The organism is Streptomyces sp. NPDC051218 (assembly GCF_044455475.1).
In the GTDB taxonomy this organism is placed as follows: domain Bacteria; phylum Actinomycetota; class Actinomycetes; order Streptomycetales; family Streptomycetaceae; genus Streptomyces.
This window is the reverse complement of sequence record NZ_JBITEU010000003.1, coordinates 466,405-484,001: the sequence shown is the minus strand read 5'-3', so window position 1 is coordinate 484,001 and position 17,597 is coordinate 466,405. Positions and strand designations below refer to the sequence as shown.

General features: G+C 70.5%; 17 protein-coding genes. 11 read left to right on the top strand and 6 right to left on the bottom strand.

The window, feature by feature from the left end; all coding sequences use genetic code 11:
• Positions 1 to 31: 31 nt before the first annotated feature.
• The 3 genes from ACIBCK_RS13130 to ACIBCK_RS13120 all read left to right on the top strand — a co-directional run bounded on the left by ACIBCK_RS13130 (position 32) and on the right by ACIBCK_RS13120 (position 2,547).
• On the top strand, positions 32 to 628 hold the full coding sequence (locus ACIBCK_RS13130) for a DUF5998 family protein (protein ID WP_399389609.1): 597 nt from the start codon (positions 32 to 34) through the stop codon (positions 626 to 628).
• On the top strand, positions 628 to 1,821 hold the full coding sequence (locus tag ACIBCK_RS13125; protein WP_399389607.1) for an alkaline phosphatase family protein: 1,194 nt from the start codon (positions 628 to 630) through the stop codon (positions 1,819 to 1,821). Before ACIBCK_RS13130 ends, ACIBCK_RS13125 begins: the two co-directional genes overlap by 1 nt.
• Before the next feature lie 75 nt (positions 1,822 to 1,896).
• Positions 1,897 to 2,547: a thymidine kinase gene (locus ACIBCK_RS13120; RefSeq protein ID WP_367045532.1), complete on the top strand. Its 651-nt coding sequence runs from the start codon at positions 1,897 to 1,899 to the stop codon at positions 2,545 to 2,547.
• Positions 2,548 to 2,555: 8 nt separating this feature from the next.
• Here the strand turns inward: ACIBCK_RS13120 and ACIBCK_RS13115 are convergent, their stop codons facing one another.
• Entirely contained in the window at positions 2,556 to 4,028 is a 1,473-nt protein-coding gene (locus ACIBCK_RS13115) for an NCS2 family permease (RefSeq protein WP_399389605.1), read from the bottom strand.
• 333 nt (positions 4,029 to 4,361) lie between these two features.
• Here ACIBCK_RS13115 and ACIBCK_RS13110 point away from each other — a divergent pair, with 333 nt between their 5' ends.
• Entirely contained in the window at positions 4,362 to 4,994 is a 633-nt protein-coding gene (locus tag ACIBCK_RS13110; RefSeq protein ID WP_399389604.1) for an XRE family transcriptional regulator, read from the top strand.
• Between the two features lie 28 nt (positions 4,995 to 5,022).
• Here the strand turns inward: ACIBCK_RS13110 and ACIBCK_RS13105 are convergent, their stop codons facing one another.
• Positions 5,023 to 5,829 (bottom strand): VOC family protein, encoded by an 807-nt coding sequence (locus tag ACIBCK_RS13105; protein ID WP_399389602.1) that lies wholly within the window; start codon positions 5,827 to 5,829, stop codon positions 5,023 to 5,025.
• A gap of 173 nt (positions 5,830 to 6,002) precedes the next feature.
• Here ACIBCK_RS13105 and ACIBCK_RS13100 point away from each other — a divergent pair, with 173 nt between their 5' ends.
• The gene (locus tag ACIBCK_RS13100) at positions 6,003 to 6,857 is read left to right on the top strand and encodes a sulfurtransferase (protein WP_399389600.1); all 855 of its coding nucleotides are present in this window, start codon (positions 6,003 to 6,005) and stop codon (positions 6,855 to 6,857) included.
• 97 nt (positions 6,858 to 6,954) lie between these two features.
• On the opposite strand, the gene sepH is transcribed toward ACIBCK_RS13100, so the two are convergent.
• The gene (gene sepH, locus ACIBCK_RS13095) at positions 6,955 to 8,064 is read right to left on the bottom strand and encodes a septation protein SepH (protein WP_399389598.1); all 1,110 of its coding nucleotides are present in this window, start codon (positions 8,062 to 8,064) and stop codon (positions 6,955 to 6,957) included.
• A 462-nt stretch (positions 8,065 to 8,526) separates the two neighbouring features.
• Here sepH and ACIBCK_RS13090 point away from each other — a divergent pair, with 462 nt between their 5' ends.
• On the top strand, positions 8,527 to 9,789 hold the full coding sequence (locus tag ACIBCK_RS13090; protein WP_399389596.1) for a hypothetical protein: 1,263 nt from the start codon (positions 8,527 to 8,529) through the stop codon (positions 9,787 to 9,789).
• Positions 9,790 to 9,802: 13 nt separating this feature from the next.
• Here the strand turns inward: ACIBCK_RS13090 and ACIBCK_RS13085 are convergent, their stop codons facing one another.
• Together ACIBCK_RS13085 and ACIBCK_RS13080 are read right to left on the bottom strand one after the other, a co-directional pair.
• Entirely contained in the window at positions 9,803 to 11,134 is a 1,332-nt protein-coding gene (locus tag ACIBCK_RS13085; RefSeq protein ID WP_399389594.1) for a D-arabinono-1,4-lactone oxidase, read from the bottom strand.
• Positions 11,082 to 12,332: an MFS transporter gene (locus ACIBCK_RS13080; protein ID WP_399389592.1), complete on the bottom strand. Its 1,251-nt coding sequence runs from the start codon at positions 12,330 to 12,332 to the stop codon at positions 11,082 to 11,084. The genes ACIBCK_RS13085 and ACIBCK_RS13080 overlap by 53 nt, the downstream gene beginning before the upstream one ends.
• A 109-nt stretch (positions 12,333 to 12,441) precedes the next feature.
• Here ACIBCK_RS13080 and ACIBCK_RS13075 point away from each other — a divergent pair, with 109 nt between their 5' ends.
• Positions 12,442 to 13,569 (top strand): ferrochelatase, encoded by a 1,128-nt coding sequence (locus ACIBCK_RS13075; RefSeq protein WP_399389591.1) that lies wholly within the window; start codon positions 12,442 to 12,444, stop codon positions 13,567 to 13,569.
• A 10-nt stretch (positions 13,570 to 13,579) separates the two neighbouring features.
• Positions 13,580 to 14,377, top strand: a complete 798-nt coding sequence (locus ACIBCK_RS13070; RefSeq protein WP_399389589.1) for an inositol monophosphatase family protein — start codon at positions 13,580 to 13,582, stop codon at positions 14,375 to 14,377.
• A gap of 127 nt (positions 14,378 to 14,504) precedes the next feature.
• Here the strand turns inward: ACIBCK_RS13070 and ACIBCK_RS13065 are convergent, their stop codons facing one another.
• Positions 14,505 to 14,678, bottom strand: a complete 174-nt coding sequence (locus ACIBCK_RS13065) for a hypothetical protein (protein WP_361200389.1) — start codon at positions 14,676 to 14,678, stop codon at positions 14,505 to 14,507.
• Positions 14,679 to 15,006: 328 nt separating this feature from the next.
• Here ACIBCK_RS13065 and ACIBCK_RS13060 point away from each other — a divergent pair, with 328 nt between their 5' ends.
• The 3 genes from ACIBCK_RS13060 (at position 15,007) to ACIBCK_RS13050 (ending at position 17,588) form a co-directional block, all read left to right on the top strand.
• On the top strand, positions 15,007 to 15,660 hold the full coding sequence (locus tag ACIBCK_RS13060; RefSeq protein WP_135331070.1) for a response regulator transcription factor: 654 nt from the start codon (positions 15,007 to 15,009) through the stop codon (positions 15,658 to 15,660).
• Between the two features lie 6 nt (positions 15,661 to 15,666).
• The gene (locus ACIBCK_RS13055) at positions 15,667 to 16,899 is read left to right on the top strand and encodes a sensor histidine kinase (RefSeq protein WP_399389587.1); all 1,233 of its coding nucleotides are present in this window, start codon (positions 15,667 to 15,669) and stop codon (positions 16,897 to 16,899) included.
• A 392-nt stretch (positions 16,900 to 17,291) separates the two neighbouring features.
• A complete protein-coding gene (locus ACIBCK_RS13050; protein WP_055563079.1) occupies positions 17,292 to 17,588 on the top strand; it encodes a DUF4193 domain-containing protein in 297 nt (98 codons plus the stop codon).
• Positions 17,589 to 17,597: the final 9 nt, after the last annotated feature.

The window sequence follows — 17,597 nt, the reverse complement described above, 5'->3', positions numbered from 1 at the left end:
GGGCACCGTGCGCCCTCCGCCGGGTCGTAGGATGGACGGCATGGCAAAGACCGGTACGACGACCCAGGGGCTGCGCGCGGCGATCGAGCGCAGTGGCTACTACCCGGCCCTCGTGGCCGAGGCGGTGGAGGCCGCGATCGGCGGCGAGCCCATCGGGTCGTACCTGGTCCACCAGGAGACCGCGTTCGACGCGAACGAAGTGCGCCGGCATGTGACGGTCCTCGTCCTGACGGGCACCCGCTTCATCGTCAGCCACACCGACGAGCAGGCGGCCGACAGCACCTCCCCGACGCCGTACGCGACGACCTCCACGGAGTCGGTGAAAATCGGCCGGATCTCGTCGGTCGTCGTCAGCCGCGTCGTCGCCAACCCCGAGAAGTACGTTCCGGGCTCGCTGCCCCGCGAGGTCGTCCTGACCATCGGCTGGGGTGCCGTGTCGCGCATCGACCTGGAGCCCGCCGCCTGCGGCGACCCCAACTGCGAGGCCGACCACGGGTACACCGGCAGCTCCACCGCCGACGACCTCAGCCTGCGCGTCAGCGAGGCGGGCGACGGACCGGACACCGTGCGCCAGACCCTGGCCTTCGCCCAGGCGCTCTCCGAGGCGACCGCGGACACCACCCGCTGATGTCCCTGTCCGCCTGGGACGACGTGCAGCCGCTCGCCCTCGACTCCGCGCCCCTGCCCGAGTACGGCGCGGGCTCGCTCGCCGATCTGCTGCCCACGCTCGTCTCCCACCAGGGTGTCGAGGGCTTCGCGCCCGTGATCCCGGAGCTCGCCCCGGCCGACCGCAACTGCGTCTTCCTGATCGACGGCCTCGGCTGGGAGCAGCTGCGCGCCCACCCGGACGAGGCACCCTTCCTGACCTCGCTCATCGGTTCGTCCCGCGGCGGTACGGCACGTCCGATCACCGCCGGCTTCCCCGCCACCACCGCGACCTCCCTGGCCTCGGTCGGCACGGGCCTGCCGCCCGCCTCGCACGGCCTTCCGGGGTACACCGTGCGCAACCCCGCCACCGGCGAGCTGATGAACCAGCTCCGCTGGAACCCCTGGACGGACCCGCGCAAGTGGCAGCCGTACCCCACGGTCTTCCAGCAGGCGCACGCGGCGGGGGTGCACACCGCACAGGTGTCGTCCCCGACGTTCGAGCACACGCCGCTCACGAAGATCGCGCTGAGCGGCGGCAGCTTCCGCGGCCGGCTCTCCGGTGAGGACCGCATGGACCTCGCGGCCGAGCAACTGGGCGCGGGCGACCGTTCGTTGGTCTACACGTACTACGCGGAGGTGGACGGCAAGGGGCACCGCTTCGGCGTCGACTCCGACGCCTGGCGCGGCCAGCTCATGTACGTCGACCGCCTGGTCCAGCGGCTGGCCGAGCAACTCCCGCCGCGCAGCGCCCTGTACGTCACCGCCGACCACGGCATGCTCGACATCCCCTTCGACGAGCAGTCCCGCATCGACTTCGACGAGGACTGGGAGCTGCGCGCGGGCGTCGCCCTTCTCGGCGGCGAGGGGCGTGCGCGCCATGTGTACGCGGTGCCGGGCGCCGAGAGCGACGTCCTGACCGTCTGGCGCGAGGTGCTCGGCGAGCAGTTCTGGATCGCGAGCCGGGACGAGGCGATCGCGGCGGGCTGGTTCGGCCCGCCCGGCGCCGTCGACGAGCGGGTGTACGGACGCATCGGCGACGTGATCGCGGCGGCCCACGACGACGTGGCGATCATCGCCTCGGAGAAGGAGCCGAAGGAGTCGGCGCTGGTCGGCATGCACGGTTCGATGACCGCCGTCGAGCAGCTCGTACCGCTCCTCGAAGTACGCTCCTGAACAGACCGCCGACCCGCACCAGACCCGTACCTGACCCGGACCGCGTCCGCACGTCTCGAAAGGCCGCAACTCCCCATGCCCGAGCTGGTGTTCTTCTCCGGAACGATGGACTGCGGAAAGAGCACCCTGGCTCTGCAGATCGAGCACAACCGCTCGGCCCGCGGCCTGCAGGGGATGATCTTCACCCGTGACGACCGGGCCGGCGAGGGCAAGCTCTCCTCGCGGCTCGGCCTCGTCACGGACGCGATCGAGGCCGCCGACGACTTCGACTTCTACGCCCATCTCGTCGACCACCTCTCGCAGGGCGGCCGCGCGGACTACGTGATCGCGGACGAGGCGCAGTTCCTCGCGCCCGGCCAGATCGACCAGCTGGCACGGGTCGTCGACGACCTGGGCCTCGACGTGTTCGCCTTCGGCATCACCACGGACTTCCGCTCCAAGCTCTTCCCCGGCTCGCAGCGCCTGGTCGAACTCGCCGACCGCGTCGAGGTGTTGCAGGTCGAGGCGCTGTGCTGGTGCGGTGCCCGCGCCACCCACAACGCCCGCACCATAGGCGGCGCGATGGTCGTCGAAGGGGCCCAGGTCGTCGTCGGCGACGTCAACCAAGCGGCGGACGAGGTGGGTTACGAGGTGTTGTGCCGACGCCACCACAGGCGCCGGATGACGAGCGCCACGGCACATGCCGCGGCGCTCTCGCCCGATGTGTTGCCCGTGGCGTCCGCCTGACCGTCCGTTTACTTCACGCCGAGCAACTGCTCCAGCGGGTCGATGGCGAAGTAGACGAGGAAGAGGGCCGCGGTGCCCCACAGCAGCCAGTGGACCTCGCGGGCCTTGCCCAGGCAGGCCTTGATGGCGACGTACGAGATGAAGCCGGCGCCGATGCCGTTGGTGATGGAGTACGTGAACGGCATGACCGCGATGGTCAGGAACGCCGGTACCGCCAGTTCGTAGCGGTCCCAGTCGATGTGCTTGACCTGGGTCATCATCAGGAATCCGACCGCGACGAGCGCGGGCGACGCGGCCTGCATGGGCACCATGGTCAGGACCGGGGTCAGGAACAGGGCGAGGGCGAACAGGCCGCCGGTGATCAGGTTCGCGAAGCCGGTGCGGGCGCCTTCCCCGACACCGGCCGCCGACTCGATGTACGTGGTGGCGGAGGACGACGAGGACGCGCCGCCGACGACGGCCGCGGCACCGTCGATGAGGAGCACACGGCCGAGGCCGGGGACCTGGCCGCGCTCGTCGAGGAGACCGGCCTCGGCCGTGACGCCGACGATGGTGCCCATCGTGTCGAAGAAGTCCGACAGGATGAGGGTGAAGACGAGCAGCACCACCGTGAGGACGCTCACCTGCCCGAAGGAGCCGAACAGGTCGAAGTCGCCGAGGAGGGCGAAGTCGGGGGCGGCGACGGGCTTGTCGGGCATCGAGGGCGCGGTCAGGCCCCACGACTTGACGTCGGCGATGCCGTTGACGATCACGGCGAAGATTGTCGTCACCACGATGCTGATGAGGATGGCGCCCCGCACCTTGCGGGCGAGCAGCACGACCGTCAGGAGCACGCCGAGGCAGAAGACGAGCATCGGCCAGCCGGTCAGCGAGCCGGTGCCGAGCTGGACGGGAATGGTGCTGTTCGCGGCGTCCGGGACACGCGTGACGAACCCCGCGTCGACGAAGCCGATGAACGCGATGAACAGGCCGATCCCGACACTGATGGCCTGCTTGAGCGGTTGCGGGATGGCGTGCATGATCGCCTCGCGCAGACCGGTCATCACCAGGACGCAGATCAGCAGGCCTTCGAGCACGATGAGACCCATCGCGTCGTCCCAGCTCATCAGCGGCGCGATCTGGAACGCCACGACGGCGTTGATGCCGAGGCCCGCGGCGAGCGCGAGCGGCAGATTGCCGCCGACGCCCATGATCAGGGTCATCATCGCGGCCACGAGAGCCGTGGCGGTCACCAGTTGGGCGCCGTCCAGCTGCGTGCCGAACTTGTCCTCGGTGCTGCCGAGGATGATCGGGTTGAGCACGAGGATGTAGGCCATGGTGAAGAACGTGGCGAAGCCGCCGCGTATCTCACGGCCGTACGTCGAACCCCGCTCGGTGATGCGGAAGAACCGGTCGAGCGGGCCGCCTGGGTACGCCGGCGGGGCGTCGGCGGGGCCTGGCTGGCCGTACGGCCCGGACGGGCCTGTCGCGCTGGTCGTCATGAGCGTTACTCCTGGACCGGACAAAGGGGGACGTGTGACGGAGGGTCATCAAACGGTGTGCGCGCGTGTTTGGGGGAACGCACATGCGATGCCTCGCGAGCGGATCATACGGGGGGTCGCCACGGCCTCGAATCCGGCCTCATTACTGGGCAGTACGGGCAGTTGGGCTCTTGTCACTTCCTACGAACTTGACTGCGACGCTTGCGCGAAAACCGAGTCAAAGGCGACAGATGACATGGAGTTAACGCCCGTAACTCCATAGTGTCTGGCCCCGTGCACCCACCACCCCCGTTCAATGCCAGGGCTGCCCGGACGCTTCGCGAGAAGCTCGGGATGGCCCCCGGCCACGTCGCCTACGGCATGCGCGTCTCGTACGGCCTGGAGTACGTCTCGCCCGAACACGTCACCGCGTGGGAGCAGGGCAGGGCGGTGCCCACGTCGAACGAGCTCGCCGCCCTGGCCGGCGCCCTGTGGTGCGCGCCCCATGAACTCATCGGCGCCCCGCGGACGCTGCGCGACCACCGTCTCGCGTGCGGGCTCGCCATCGAGGACGTCTCCCGTGCCACCGGCCTCGATCCGCGCGTCTATCAGCAGATGGAAGAGACCAACACATGGACGGGCAACCGGCGGCAGTCGGCCCATCTCGGTTCCGTGCTGAAGCTGGGCCCGCGGGATTTCGTGGCCGTCACCGGACTCGAGGACGAGCTCGCGCGACTCCTCACGGAAGCCGTCAGCACCCGGTGGCAGGCGCACATCCGGTCGATCGCCAAGCTGCTCTCCATGGAGCGCCAGGATCTGCAGGAGCCGCTCAAGGCCATGCACCAGGAGTACCAGTCGCTCCTGACGGCCACCCTCGGCCGGGTCGGCAACGCCGCCGCGTCGGGCGAGACGGGGCGGCGCTACCTGGAAGACATCGTCGACCACTTCTGGTCCAGATTCCCCGGCAGCGGTCCCGGCGGGACATGACCGTACGGACCTCAGGGTTTTCCGGGGGTCAGCTCTCCGAGCGCACGAGAGTGAAGACCGCGCCCTCGGGATCGGCGACCGTGGCCACCCGCCCGTGCGGACCCGCCTGCGCCGGCTTCACGACGTGCCCACCGAGTTCCGTGACCCGCCGAACCGACTCGTCCACGTCGGCGACCTCGAAGTACGTCATCCAGTGCGCGCCCCGGTCCCGCGGCAGCTCCTGGCCCATGCCGCGCACCGAGGCGACCGGCCGTCCGTCGACCTGGAGCGTCAGGTAGTCCACGTCGGGCGAGGTAGCAGCCTCCTCGGTGTATCCGAAAACCGCTTGGTAGAACTTGACGACGCCCGCCGTCTCGTGGGTGACCAGTTCGTTCCAGGCCGGGGCTCCGGGCTCCCCGACGAGGGCGGCGCCCAGATGCTCCGCCGCCTGCCAGATCCCGAACACCGCGCCGGCCGGGTCCACCGCGATGGCCATCCGCCCGGCCGGGCCCGCGTCCAGCGGGCCGACGCCGATCGTGCCGCAGCAGTGCCGCACGGCCTCGGCCGTCGCGTCCACGTCGTCCGATGCCAGGTACGGCGTCCAAGCGATCGGCAGATGGTGGTCGGGCGGCAGCTGGCCGATACCGGCTACCTCGTGCCCGTCAAGGAGCGCCCGTACGTAGGGCCCGAGCTGCTCCGGTCCCGGCCGGAACTCCCAGCCGAACAACGCTCCGTAGAACTCCTGGGTCGCGGCCAGGCCGTGCGCCATCAGGCTCACCCAGGTGGGTGTGCCGGGCGTGCGGCGGACGGCCCCCATGCCGTCACGCTGACCCGTCGACCCCCGTGCCTCCGTCATCGTCACTCTCTCCTCGGCCCGTCATGGTGGCCGCTAGGCTCCGCTTTCGAATGCACGTACGTCCCGCCCGGCAGTACACGGTGTGCCCGGTTCCGTACGCCGCGTGTTCGGTCCGGCGGAGCAGGGTAGCCGGACCTGGCCGATGCGGCCACCCCGTACGCAAGGATGGGGCCATGAATGCCATCATCTCCGCAACCGAACTCGCGAGCGACCTGGCAGGCGAGAACCCGCCAGTGCTCCTGGACATCCGCTGGCAGCTGAGCACCGCCAAGGCCGCGGGCGCCCCCGCCTTCGACGGCCGTGCCGAGTACGAGAAGGGGCACATCCCGGGCGCCGTCTTCGTCGACCTGGACGCCGACCTCGCGGGGCCGGCGGGCCCGGCCGGACGGCACCCGCTGCCGGACCTGGGGCACTTCGGAGCGGTGATGCGGGCCGCCGGGGTCTCCGGCGACCGGGACGTGGTCGTGTACGACGGCGGGCAGGGCTGGGCCGCCGCACGCGCCTGGTGGCTGTTGCGCTGGACGGGGCATCCGTCCGTGCGGGTGCTCGACGGTGGACTCGCGGCGTGGGGCGGCCCGCTGAAGCCGGGGGACGAGCGCCCGGCCGCCGAGGGCTCGTTCGCCCCCGAGACGAACACCACGGACCTGCTCGACGCCGACGCCGTGGCTGCCGTGGCCCGCTCCGGGCTGCTCCTGGACGCCCGCGCGGCCGAGCGCTACCGCGGTGACGTCGAGCCCATCGACCGTGTCGGCGGCCACATCCCGGGTGCGGTCTCCGCGCCGACCACGGAGAACGTCACGGCGGACGGCACCTTCAGGCCGGCCGCCGACCTCACGGAGCGCTTCAACTCCCTGGGCGCGTCCGGCACTTCCGAGGTCGGCGTCTACTGCGGCTCGGGTGTCTCCGGCGCCCACGAGGTGCTGGCCCTCGCGGTGGCGGGCATCCCCGCGTCGCTGTACGTCGGCTCGTGGTCGGAGTGGTCGTCGGACGAGTCCCGCCCGGTGGCCAAGGGTCCGGATCCGCAGTAGCGGGCGGTTGGCCGCAAACGGTCGGGCCCCGCACCGTTCAGGTGCGGGGCCCGACCGTTTCCGACGGACGACGCCGTCCATTCCTGCTTCTTGCGACCTACTCCTGCTTCTTGCGACGCGTGCCGAAGACGATCTCGTCCCAGCTGGGCACCGCCGCACGCCGACCGGGACGGACGCCGTCCGCCTCCGCCTGGCGGTCGGTGGTGCCGACGAGGCGGTCGCGGTGGCTGGCCACCGAGCGCGGCATCAGGACGTCCGCGTACGCGGAGCCCGCGCCTGCCGACGCGGCGGGGGCCTCCTCGGCCTCCGGGTCCTGCTCGGGCTCCTCCACCGGCACCGGCACCGGCGGAAGATCCGTCGGCTGGGGTACGGGGCGCTCCGGCACGATCATGTCGCCGCGGAAGCTCGGCACCGCCTCCAGGAGGCTGGTGAGCGAGTCCCGCTCCGACTCGGAGACGGCCGCCGTCGCGCCGGTGGCCGTGCTCTCCTCCCCGGGCTCCGGGGGCAGTGGCACGCTCGGGCGGTCCAACTGCCGGTCCAGGGCACGGTCGAGCGGCCGGTCGAGCGACGGCCTGTCCCGGGGCAGCCGGGCGATGCGCGGCACGAACGGGAAGCTGGGCTCGGGCGCGGCGATATCGTCCGTCTCGCCGATCAGCGAGCGAGCCTCGTCGTCCACGGCCTGTACGAGCCGCCGCGGCGGGTCGTACGTCCAGCTCGCGGAGTGCGGTTCGGTCGCGACGCGGTAGACGAGCAGGACCTCCCAGGTGCCGTCGTCTCGGCGCCAGGAGTCCCACTGGACGGTTTCCTTGTCGGCGCCGCGCAGGAGCAGTCGCTCCGACACGGCCTCGCCGAGCTGGGGTCCGGTGTTCTCGCCGGGGCGGCGCACGGGGGTCTTCCGGGCCCGCTCGGCCATGAAGGCGCGCTCGGCGAGCACGGGTCCCTCGAAGCGGCGGACACGGTCGACGGGGATTCCGGCGAGAGAGGCGACTTCCTCCGCGCTGGCACCGGCACGTATACGCGCCTGGATGTCGCGGGGGCGGAGGTGGCTCTCCACCTCGATCTCGATCTGGCCGAGACGCGGGCGGTCGCCGCGCACCGCGGCGCGCAGTCGCTCGTCGATCGGAAGCGTGTACTCCGTGCTGTCCGCAGCTTTGAGCACCAGCCGTGTGCCGTCGTTGCTGACGGCCACGACACGCAGTTCGGGCATGGGGACCTCCCGGGTGGTGCCTGCCGACGTCACGTGCGTCGCTGCTTCCGCTAGTCGAGTGTGGCCTGCCCGGGTGCAGCCTGCCACAACCTTGCCGAGTTGCCCGGCGTGTCGGGCATGGGCCCAAGGTCGCCGTTATGGCACGGTTACCTCTTCGCAACTCTCAGTGACCACTTTGGTCACCCTGTGCAGCGAGCCCCCTCCCGGCGGTCCTGGAAGGCCCCGGGCACCCAGGTGGGAGACCGGACCCAGGGCTCGCAACAGTACTCCATTCGGGCCACGCGGGTGGTCCGCCGCGCCGCCGAACTTCTCGCAGGGGACGGGAGTTGGCGCTTCGGCATACCCGGGCAGGGTGGTCCGAGAGTGGCACACTTCACGGAATCTCCAGAAACGGAACTATCCACTTCACCCATACGTCCCTTTCTCGTGCAGTCAGTCGAGAAAGGCAGGCAAGGGTCGGAGATGCGTGAAAAGCCGGATTCCGGCAAGGAGTCGAGGGGCCGGGCGGAGCCGGAGGACTCGACGGAGCCGACGGAGAAGCGGCGCCTGGACCTGAGTGTCCCTCAGGTGGCGGGAAGCGCGGTGGCCGCGGTCGTGGCGGCGAAGCTCGCGTCGAGCTTCGGTGTCTACGGCACGATCCTCGGCGCCGGTGTGGTGAGTGCCGTCGCGACCTGCGGCGGCACCCTCTTCCAGCACTTCTTCCGCCGCACGGGCGAGCAGATACGTGACGTCACGGTGCAGGCCAAGCCGAGGGCGAGGCAGGTGCCGCTGACCGACGGCTCGGGTGCGCCGGTGGCGGAGACGTTCAGAGCGGCGTCGTACACGGGTGCGGCGGCGCACACCGGTAGCGGACCCGTGACGACGACATGGGGGAGGACGGCCGAGCCGGACGCCACCTCGGTGCTGCCGCCCGCTGTGGACGCGGATCGCACGAACGTGCTGCCGGTGGTCGATGCCGACGCGGACCGCACGAATGTGCTCCCGGTGGTGGACGCCGACGCGGACCGCACGACCATGCTGCCCGTCGCGGACCGGGGCTTCCACGCCGATGCCGACGCCGAGAAGACGCAGATGCTCGGTTCGGTCGACGCCACGCGGCTGGTGCCCCGGGACGACGCGACGCGTGTGCTGCGGCAGGCGGCGCCGGTCGTGCCCGAGGAGCCGACGGCCCCACCGCTCCCCTCGGACGAGTTCACGCACGGCACCACGCATCGCACCCGGATCCGGAGCTGGAAGCGGCCGTTGATCGGGGCCGTGGTGGTCTTCGGCGTCGCCATGGCCGGCATCACGACGTACGAGGTCGTGTCCGGCGAGGACTTCAGCGGGGGCCACGGCACCACGATCGGCAACGGCTTCTCGGGCCGGAACAGCTCGACGGACCACCGTCCGGCGCCCTCGACCGACCCCTCCGGGCAGCCGTCCGACGGCCCCTCCACGGGCTCGGACGACGACGGTTCGCAGCAGGGCGACGACCCGTCGCAGGACCCGGACGGGGCGGCCTCGCAGACGCCGGACAACGGCGCCGACAACGGCTCGGACTCCGGTTCGAAGGACGACCCCGACAAGGGCTCCGACTCCGGTTCGGACTCCGGGGACGACGGCGGTTCGAAGACCGACCCGACCCCGACGCCGACCCCCACCCCGACCCCGACGCCGTCCCCGTCGAGCGGTGGCGACACCGGAAACGGAAACGACGGACAGCGGGGAGAGACCCCCGCCCCGTAGGCGGCAGCGGCCCTCAGGCGCCCAGCACGCGGCGCAAGTAGTCGTTGCCGAACATGCGGTCCGGGTCGAGGCGGTCGCGCAGGGCCGTGAACTCGGCGAAGCGCGGATAGGCCCGCGCGAAGTAGTCGGCGTCGCGGGTGTGGATCTTGCCCCAGTGGGGCCGGCCCTCGTGGGCGGTGAAGATCCGCTCGGCGGCCGTGAAGTACGCCTGGTAGGGCGTGCCCCGGTACATGTGGACGGCGATGTACGCGCTCTCCCGGCCCGAGGCCGTGGAGAGCGTGATGTCGTCCGCGGGAGCGGTCCGGACCTCCACGGGGAAGCTGATCCGCAGGTTCGAGCGCTCCACCATCGTCTTCAGCTCGCGCAGCGTCTCGACGAGGGCGGCCCGCGGGACGGCGTACTCCATCTCCATGAAGCGCACGCGGCGCGGGCTTGTGAAGACCTTGTAGGGGATGTCCGTGTAGGTGCGGGCGGAGAGCGCCTTGCTGGAGATCTTGGCGATCCCGGGGATCGACGCGGGGACGGCCCTGCCGATCGTGTTGACCACCTGGAAGAGGCCGTTGGAGAGAATCTCGTCCTCTACGAAGGCGCTCACTGGGCCGGGCGGGGCGGCGGGGCCCGCGCTGCGGTTGTTGCGCTTGGTCGTGCAGTTGCCGGTGTGCGGGAACCAGTAGAACTCGAAGTGCTCGTTCTCGGCGTGGAGTGCGTCGAACTCGCTCGTGACCTTGTCGAAGGTCATCGGCTCCTCACGGGCGGTGAGGTGGAAGACGGGCTCGACGGCGAAGGTGATCGCGCTGATCACGCCGAGTGCGCCGAGGCCGAGCCGGGCCGCCGCGAAGATCTCGGGACTTTCCTTCTCGGAGCAGGTGAGGACCGTTCCGTCCGCCGTGACCAGCTCAAGTGCCATGATCTGCGCGGAGATCGACGCCGATTCGCGGCCCGTGCCGTGCGTCCCGGTGCTGATCGCGCCGGAGACGGTCTGCTCCATGATGTCGCCCATGTTCGTGAGCGACAGGCCCTCGCGCGCTAGCGCCGCGTTCAGGCGCTTCAGCGGAGTGCCCGCCTCCACCGTGACGGTGCCGGCCTCGCGGTCGATTCTGCGGATGCCGGTGAGGAGTTCGGGGCGTATCAGGAGGCCGTCGGTCGCCGCGGCCGCCGTGAAGGAGTGGCCGGTGCCGACCGGTTTCGCCCTGAGGCCGTCCTCCTTGGCCCGGCGCAGCGCGGCGGAGAGCTCGTCGACCGACGCGGGGGTGACCTCCCTCGCGGGGCGGGAGGTGACGTTGCCCGCCCAGTTACGCCACGCTGTCCTGTTCTTCCCGCTGCCCGTGCCCGATGCCGTGCTCATGGGTCCCTCCCCGTTGCAAAGTCGGCCTCTTCAGCCGGCGATACCCAAGGAACCCGACCGCCACCGCGACGGCCCCGGACAGGCCGGGGACCGCGTACCCGGCGTCCGAACCGGCCGCGTCGATGACCCAGCCGGCCGCTGAGGAGCCGAGCGCGACGCCGACCGCGAGTCCGGTGCTCACCCAGGTCATGCCCTCGGTCAGCTTCGCGCGTGGTACGTGCTGTTCGACGAGGGCCATTGTCGTGATCATGGTCGGCGCGATGGAGAGGCCCGCGATGAACAACGCCACGGCCAGAAACGGAAGGTTCCCGACCAATTGAAGCGGGATCATACTCACGGCTGTCGTACAGACACCCAGCAGCCACCTCGGCGCGGGTGCTCCCTTGAAGTGGACGAGACCGAAGGCGGCCCCCGCCAGGCAGGAGCCGAGCGCGTAGACGGCGAGCACGAGGCTGGCCGCCGACTTGTGGCCGTGGTCCTCGGCGTACGCGACGGTCACCACGTCGATGGACCCGAAGATCGCACCCGTCGCCACGAAGGTCGCGACCAGGACCTGCAGTCCGCCGGAGCGCAGTGCCGAGCCCTTGGTGTGGTGTTCACGGCCGTGCGGCACGGGCTCGGTGGCCCGCTGGGCCGTCAGCCAGAACACACCCACGGAGAGGAACACCCCGGCCATGAGCGGCCCGGCCTCCGGGAACCACACCGTGGAGAGACCGATCGAGATGATCGGCCCGAAGATGAAGCAGATCTCGTCCACCACGGACTCGAAGGAGTACGCGGTGTGCAGCTGCGGGGTGTCCCGGTAGAGGACCGCCCAGCGCGCCCTGATCATCGAGCCCACGCTCGGCACGAAGCCGACGAGGGCGGCGAAGGCGAAGAGCGTCCAGTCCGGGAGTTCGTACTTCGCGCAGAGCAGCAGCCCGGCGACCGCGACCAGGGACGCCAGGGTCGCGGGACGCAGCACGCGGCGCTGGCCGTACCGGTCGACGAGCCGGGAGATCTGGGGGCCGATCGCGGCGGCCGAGAGCGCCACGGTCGCGGAGAGCGCGCCCGCGAGCCCGTACCGCCCGGTCAGCTGGGACACCATCGTCACGATGCCGATGCCCATCATCGACAGGGGCATCCGGCCGAGGAAGCCCGCCGTCGAGAACTCCTTGGAGCCGGGGGCGGCGAAGATGGCGCGGTAGGGGCTTGGCACGTGGGGGCTCCGGTAAGGCGTAAAGATGGCCAATACAGCTTACGGTCCCGGCAGGGCCGAACGCACCGTGATTTTCCGGCTGTCAGTGACGGGTGGCAGGATCGGATACATGTCCGATGCGCTCGATGCCTCTCCCTATGACGCCCTGCTGCTGCTCTCGTTCGGCGGCCCCGAAGGCCCCGACGACGTGGTCCCGTTCCTGGAGAACGTGACGCGGGGCCGCGGCATCCCCAAGGAGCGGCTCAAGGAGGTGGGGCAGCACTACTTCCTGTTCGGCGGGATCAGCCCGATCAACGACCAGAACCGCGCCCTGCTGGACGCCCTGCGCAAGGACTTCGCGGAGCACGGCCTCGACCTGCCGGTCTACTGGGGCAACCGCAACTGGGCGCCCTATCTGACCGACACCCTGCGCGAGCTCGTCCGGGACGGCCACCGCCGCGTGCTGGTGCTCGCGACCAGTGCGTACGCGTCGTACTCGGGCTGCCGCCAGTACAGGGAGAACCTCGCCGACTCCCTCGCCGTGCTCGCCTCCGAGGGCCTCGATGTGCCGCGCGTCGACAAGCTGCGGCACTACTTCAACCACCCCGGGTTCGTCCGCCCCATGATCGACGGGGTCCTGAAGTCCCTGGCCGACCTGCCCGGCGACGTACGCGACGGGGCGCACCTGGCCTTCACGACGCACTCCATCCCGGTCTCGGCCGCCGACACGTCGGGTCGCGTCGAGGACCACGGGGACGGCGGTGCGTACGTCGCGGAGCATCTGGACGTGGCCCGGCTCATCGCCGACGCGGTGCGCGAGGAGACCGGCGTCGAACACCCCTGGGAGCTCGTCTACCAGTCGCGCAGCGGCGCCCCGCACATCCCGTGGCTGGAGCCGGACATCTGCGATCACCTGGAGGAGCGGCAGGCGGCGGGCGCACCCGCCGTGGTGATGGTCCCGATCGGCTTCGTGTCGGACCACATGGAGGTCCTGTACGACCTCGACACCGAGGCCGAGGCCAAGGCCGCGGAGCTGGGCCTGCCGGTCCGCCGCTCGGCCACGGTCGGCGCCGACCCGCGGTTCGCCGCCGCGGTGCGTGATCTTGTCCTGGAGCGCGCGGCCACGGAGCACGGGCGCGAGCCCGCGCCCTGCGCCCTCGGTGCGCTCGGCGCGAGCCACGACCTGTGCCCGGTGGGCTGCTGCCCGGCACGCGCCCCTAAGCCCGCGGCCGCGGGCGCCGACAGCCCGTACGCGTAAGGACGTTGACGTGACCGACCTCAAGGCAGAACTCCTCGGCGTCGCCCTGGAGGCCGCGCACCGCGCAGGGGCCTTCCTGCGCGACGGGCGCCCGGACGACCTGGGCGTGGCCGCCACCAAGACCAGCGCGGTCGACGTCGTCACCGAGATGGACATCGCATCCGAGAAGCTGATCACCGACTTCTTCGCCGAGCGCAGGCCGGACGACGGCGTGCTGGGCGAGGAGGGCGCGAGCTCCGAGGGCAGCAGCGGCGTCCAATGGGTGATCGACCCGATCGACGGCACCGTCAACTACCTGTACGGGCGTCCGGACTGGTCCGTGTCCATCGCCGCCCGCAAGGGCGGCGAGACGCTGGTCGGCGTGGTGCACGCCCCGATGCGCGGGGAGACCTACCGAGCCGTCCTCGGAGAGGGCGCCTTCGTCAACGACAAGCCGGCGCACGCCCGCCCGGCGCCCCCGTTCGAGCAGGCCCTCATCGGCACGGGATTCGGGTACATCGCGCAGCGCCGCGTCCGCCAGGCCGAGGTGGCCCGGCAGCTGATCCCGCTGGTCCGGGACATCCGCCGCGGCGGCTCTGCGGCGATCGACCTGTGCGACGTCGCGCTCGGCCGCCTCGACGCGTACTACGAGCGCGGCCTAAACCCCTGGGACTTCGCCGCCGGTGACCTCGTCGCGCGGGAGGCGGGCGCCCTGACCGGCGGACGCCCCGGAGAGGCCGTCTCGGGGGAGCTGGCCGTCGCTGCCCCGCCCGGCCTCTTCGAGGACCTGCAGGGCCGCCTGGAGGAGCTCGGCGCCTGGCACGACTGACCGCTGCCGAGCACGCGGACCTGATCACGCGGACCTGACCACGCGGACCTGATCACGCGGAAGGGCCCCGGCATCTCGTCCACGGATGCCGGGGCCCTTCTGCTGGCGAAGGATCAGGAGCGACGGGTCAGGCGTGCAGCACGCCGACCTCCACCCCGTGCTCGGCGGCCAGGCGGTGGAGATCTTCGAGCTCGCCCTGCTCGACCTCGGCAAGGAAGTCGTCGCCCGTCTCACGGGCCTTCGTGAGGTCGGATTCCGTGGCCTTTATGCGCTGCAGCAGTCCTGCGGTAAAAGCGTCCATGGTTGCGCCCCCTCGGCTGGGTCGTGGGTTCTGGCACGGGGGTGTGCCCAAGAAGGGGCGATCACGTCTCAAGCCGCCCGCCCTGCGGCGAAAAGGCGGGTCGTGGCACGCCACATACAAAGCGTGATCGCGGGTGTGAAGTCGTCCTCCCCTCGCTCTCTTCCACGGAAACCTCAACCGTCGGAGAAAATCCCGCATTCCCCGCCCAGGAGGCCCCAGGAGGCCCCAGGAGCCCGCCTTACAGCCGGTTTATGGCCGAAAGGGGCAGGATGGAGCCCACACCCCACGAACAGACCTGCCCGAACGGGCACAGAGGAAGGACAGCGCCGTGCGCGTACTCGTCGTCGAGGACGAGCAGCTGCTCGCCGATGCGGTGGCCACCGGACTGCGCCGGGAGGCCATGGCCGTCGACGTCGTGTACGACGGAGCGGCCGCCCTGGAACGCATCGGGGTCAATGACTACGACGTCGTGGTGCTCGACCGGGACCTCCCGCTCGTGCACGGCGACGACGTCTGCCGCAAGATCGTCGAGCTCGGCATGCCGACCCGCGTCCTGATGCTCACCGCGTCGGGCGACGTGAGCGACCGCGTGGAGGGCCTGGAGATCGGCGCCGACGACTATCTCCCCAAACCCTTCGCGTTCAGCGAGCTCACGGCACGCGTGCGTGCCCTCGGCCGGCGTACGAGCGTGCCGCTGCCGCCCGTCCTGGAGCGCGCCGGGATCAAGCTCGACCCGAACCGCCGCGAGATCTTCCGCGACGGCAAGGAGATCCAGCTCGCGCCCAAGGAGTTCGCCGTCCTCGAAGTACTGCTGCGCAGCGAGGGCGCCGTGGTCTCCGCCGAGCAGCTCCTGGAGAAGGCCTGGGACGAGAACACCGACCCGTTCACGAACGTGGTCCGGGTGACCGTCATGACCCTGCGGCGGAAGCTCGGCGAGCCCGCCGTCATCGTGACGGTGCCCGGCTCCGGCTACCGGATCTGATCCCCGGTGGCCGCGACCCCGGCGCCGCCAGCTGCGCCCCCGAAACCCACCTGGGACCCCAGGAAGGCCGAACCACCCTTTCCGTGGCTGCGGCCCACCATCCGCATACGGCTCACGCTGCTGTACGGCGGCATGTTCCTGATCGCCGGCATCCTGCTGCTCTCGATCATCTACCTGCTTGCCGCGCAGGCCCTGAACGTGGGCAGCGACCTGCCGTTCAAGATCGTCTCCGGCCAGGTGGCCAGCGACAAGTGCAACTTCCCGAGCTCACCGTCGGCCGGTGAGCTCAACGACGCCATGAACGCCTGCGTCAACGAACAGCGCCAGCACGCCCTGGACAACCTCCTGAGCCGCTCGCTGCTCGCCCTGCTCGGCCTCGCGGTGATCGCCTTCGCCTTCGGTTACGCGATGGCGGGCCGCGTCCTGTCGCCGCTGGGCCGCATCACGCGCACTGCGCGCAGGGTGGCGGGCACGGACCTGTCCCGGCGCATCGAACTGGACGGTCCCGACGACGAGTTGAAGGAGCTCTCGGACACCTTCGACGAGATGCTCGACCGCCTGGAGCGGGCCTTCACCGCCCAGCAGCGGTTCGTCGGCAACGCCTCGCACGAACTGCGCACACCGCTCGCGATCAACCGCACGCTGCTGGAGGTGCAGCTCTCCGACCCCGGGGCGCCCCCCGAGCTCCAGCAGCTGGGCAAGACGCTCCTGGCCACGAACGAACGCAGTGAGCAGCTCGTGGAGGGTCTGCTGCTGCTCGCCCGCAGCGACAACCAGATCGTGGAGCGCAAGCCCGTCGATCTCGCCGAGGTCGCCGACCGCGCCGTCGACCAGGTGCGGGCCGAGGCCGACGCGAAGGGTGTGCGGATCCGTGGGGAGCGTGGCCCGGCCGTCGTGCAGGGCAACGGCGTCCTCCTGGAGCGGATCGCCCTGAACCTCGTCCAGAACGCCGTCAGGTACAACGTGGCTGACGAGGGCTGGGTCGAGGTCACCACGGAGGCCCAGCACGGCCAGGCGGTCCTCGTGGTGTCGAACACGGGTCCCGTGGTGCCCGCGTACGAGATCGACAACCTCTTCGAGCCGTTCAGGCGGCTGCGGACCGAGCGCACGGGCAGCGACAAGGGCGTGGGACTCGGCCTGTCGATCGCCCGGTCGGTGGCGCGGGCCCACGGGGGCCGTATCATCGCGGAGCCGCGCGAGGGGGGAGGGCTCGTGATGCGAGTCACCCTTCCTCTCTGAGATGCTGCCGCGACTCGCCGCGATGTTCGCTTTGCGCGGAATTTTCGGGACCTGTTCCTGGAGATTCCGTGTGCGATCGATCACAGGGGCGATTTTTCGGCCATCTACTCTCCGTGATCGTCAAAGTCGTCGGAAAGCCGGGAAAATCCGGGTTTTCAGGGGTCTTGATCACGGGAAGTACACGGGGTGGCGCCTGTGAAGTGCGACATTCGGACCGTGTACGGTCCCGATCGCCATCCAAACCGATCACCTCTTCAGGGGTGCGGTTGGGTGTCGATTGAGTAACAGACCTTGATGTGAGGCAAAATCTCCGCCTCAGGTCGGGCACAAGTCCGGCCTCTCACGCGTTACGTGCGCTGAGACACCGCAGACACCCAGAGGGGGAGAGCGACATGGCAACGGACTACGACACCCCACGCAAGACCGACGATGACGTCAACGAGGACAGCATCGAGGAACTGAAGGCGCGGCGGAACGACAAGTCGACCTCGGCAGTGGACGTCGACGAGTTCGAGGCCGCAGAGGGCCTCGAACTGCCCGGCGCGGACCTGTCGAACGAGGAGCTCGCCGTACGGGTGCTCCCGAAGCAGCAGGACGAGTTCACCTGCATGAGCTGCTTCCTGGTGCACCACCGCAGCCAGCTGGCCAAGGAGAAGAACGGCCAGCCGATCTGCCGCGACTGCGACTAGGGCAGGGTC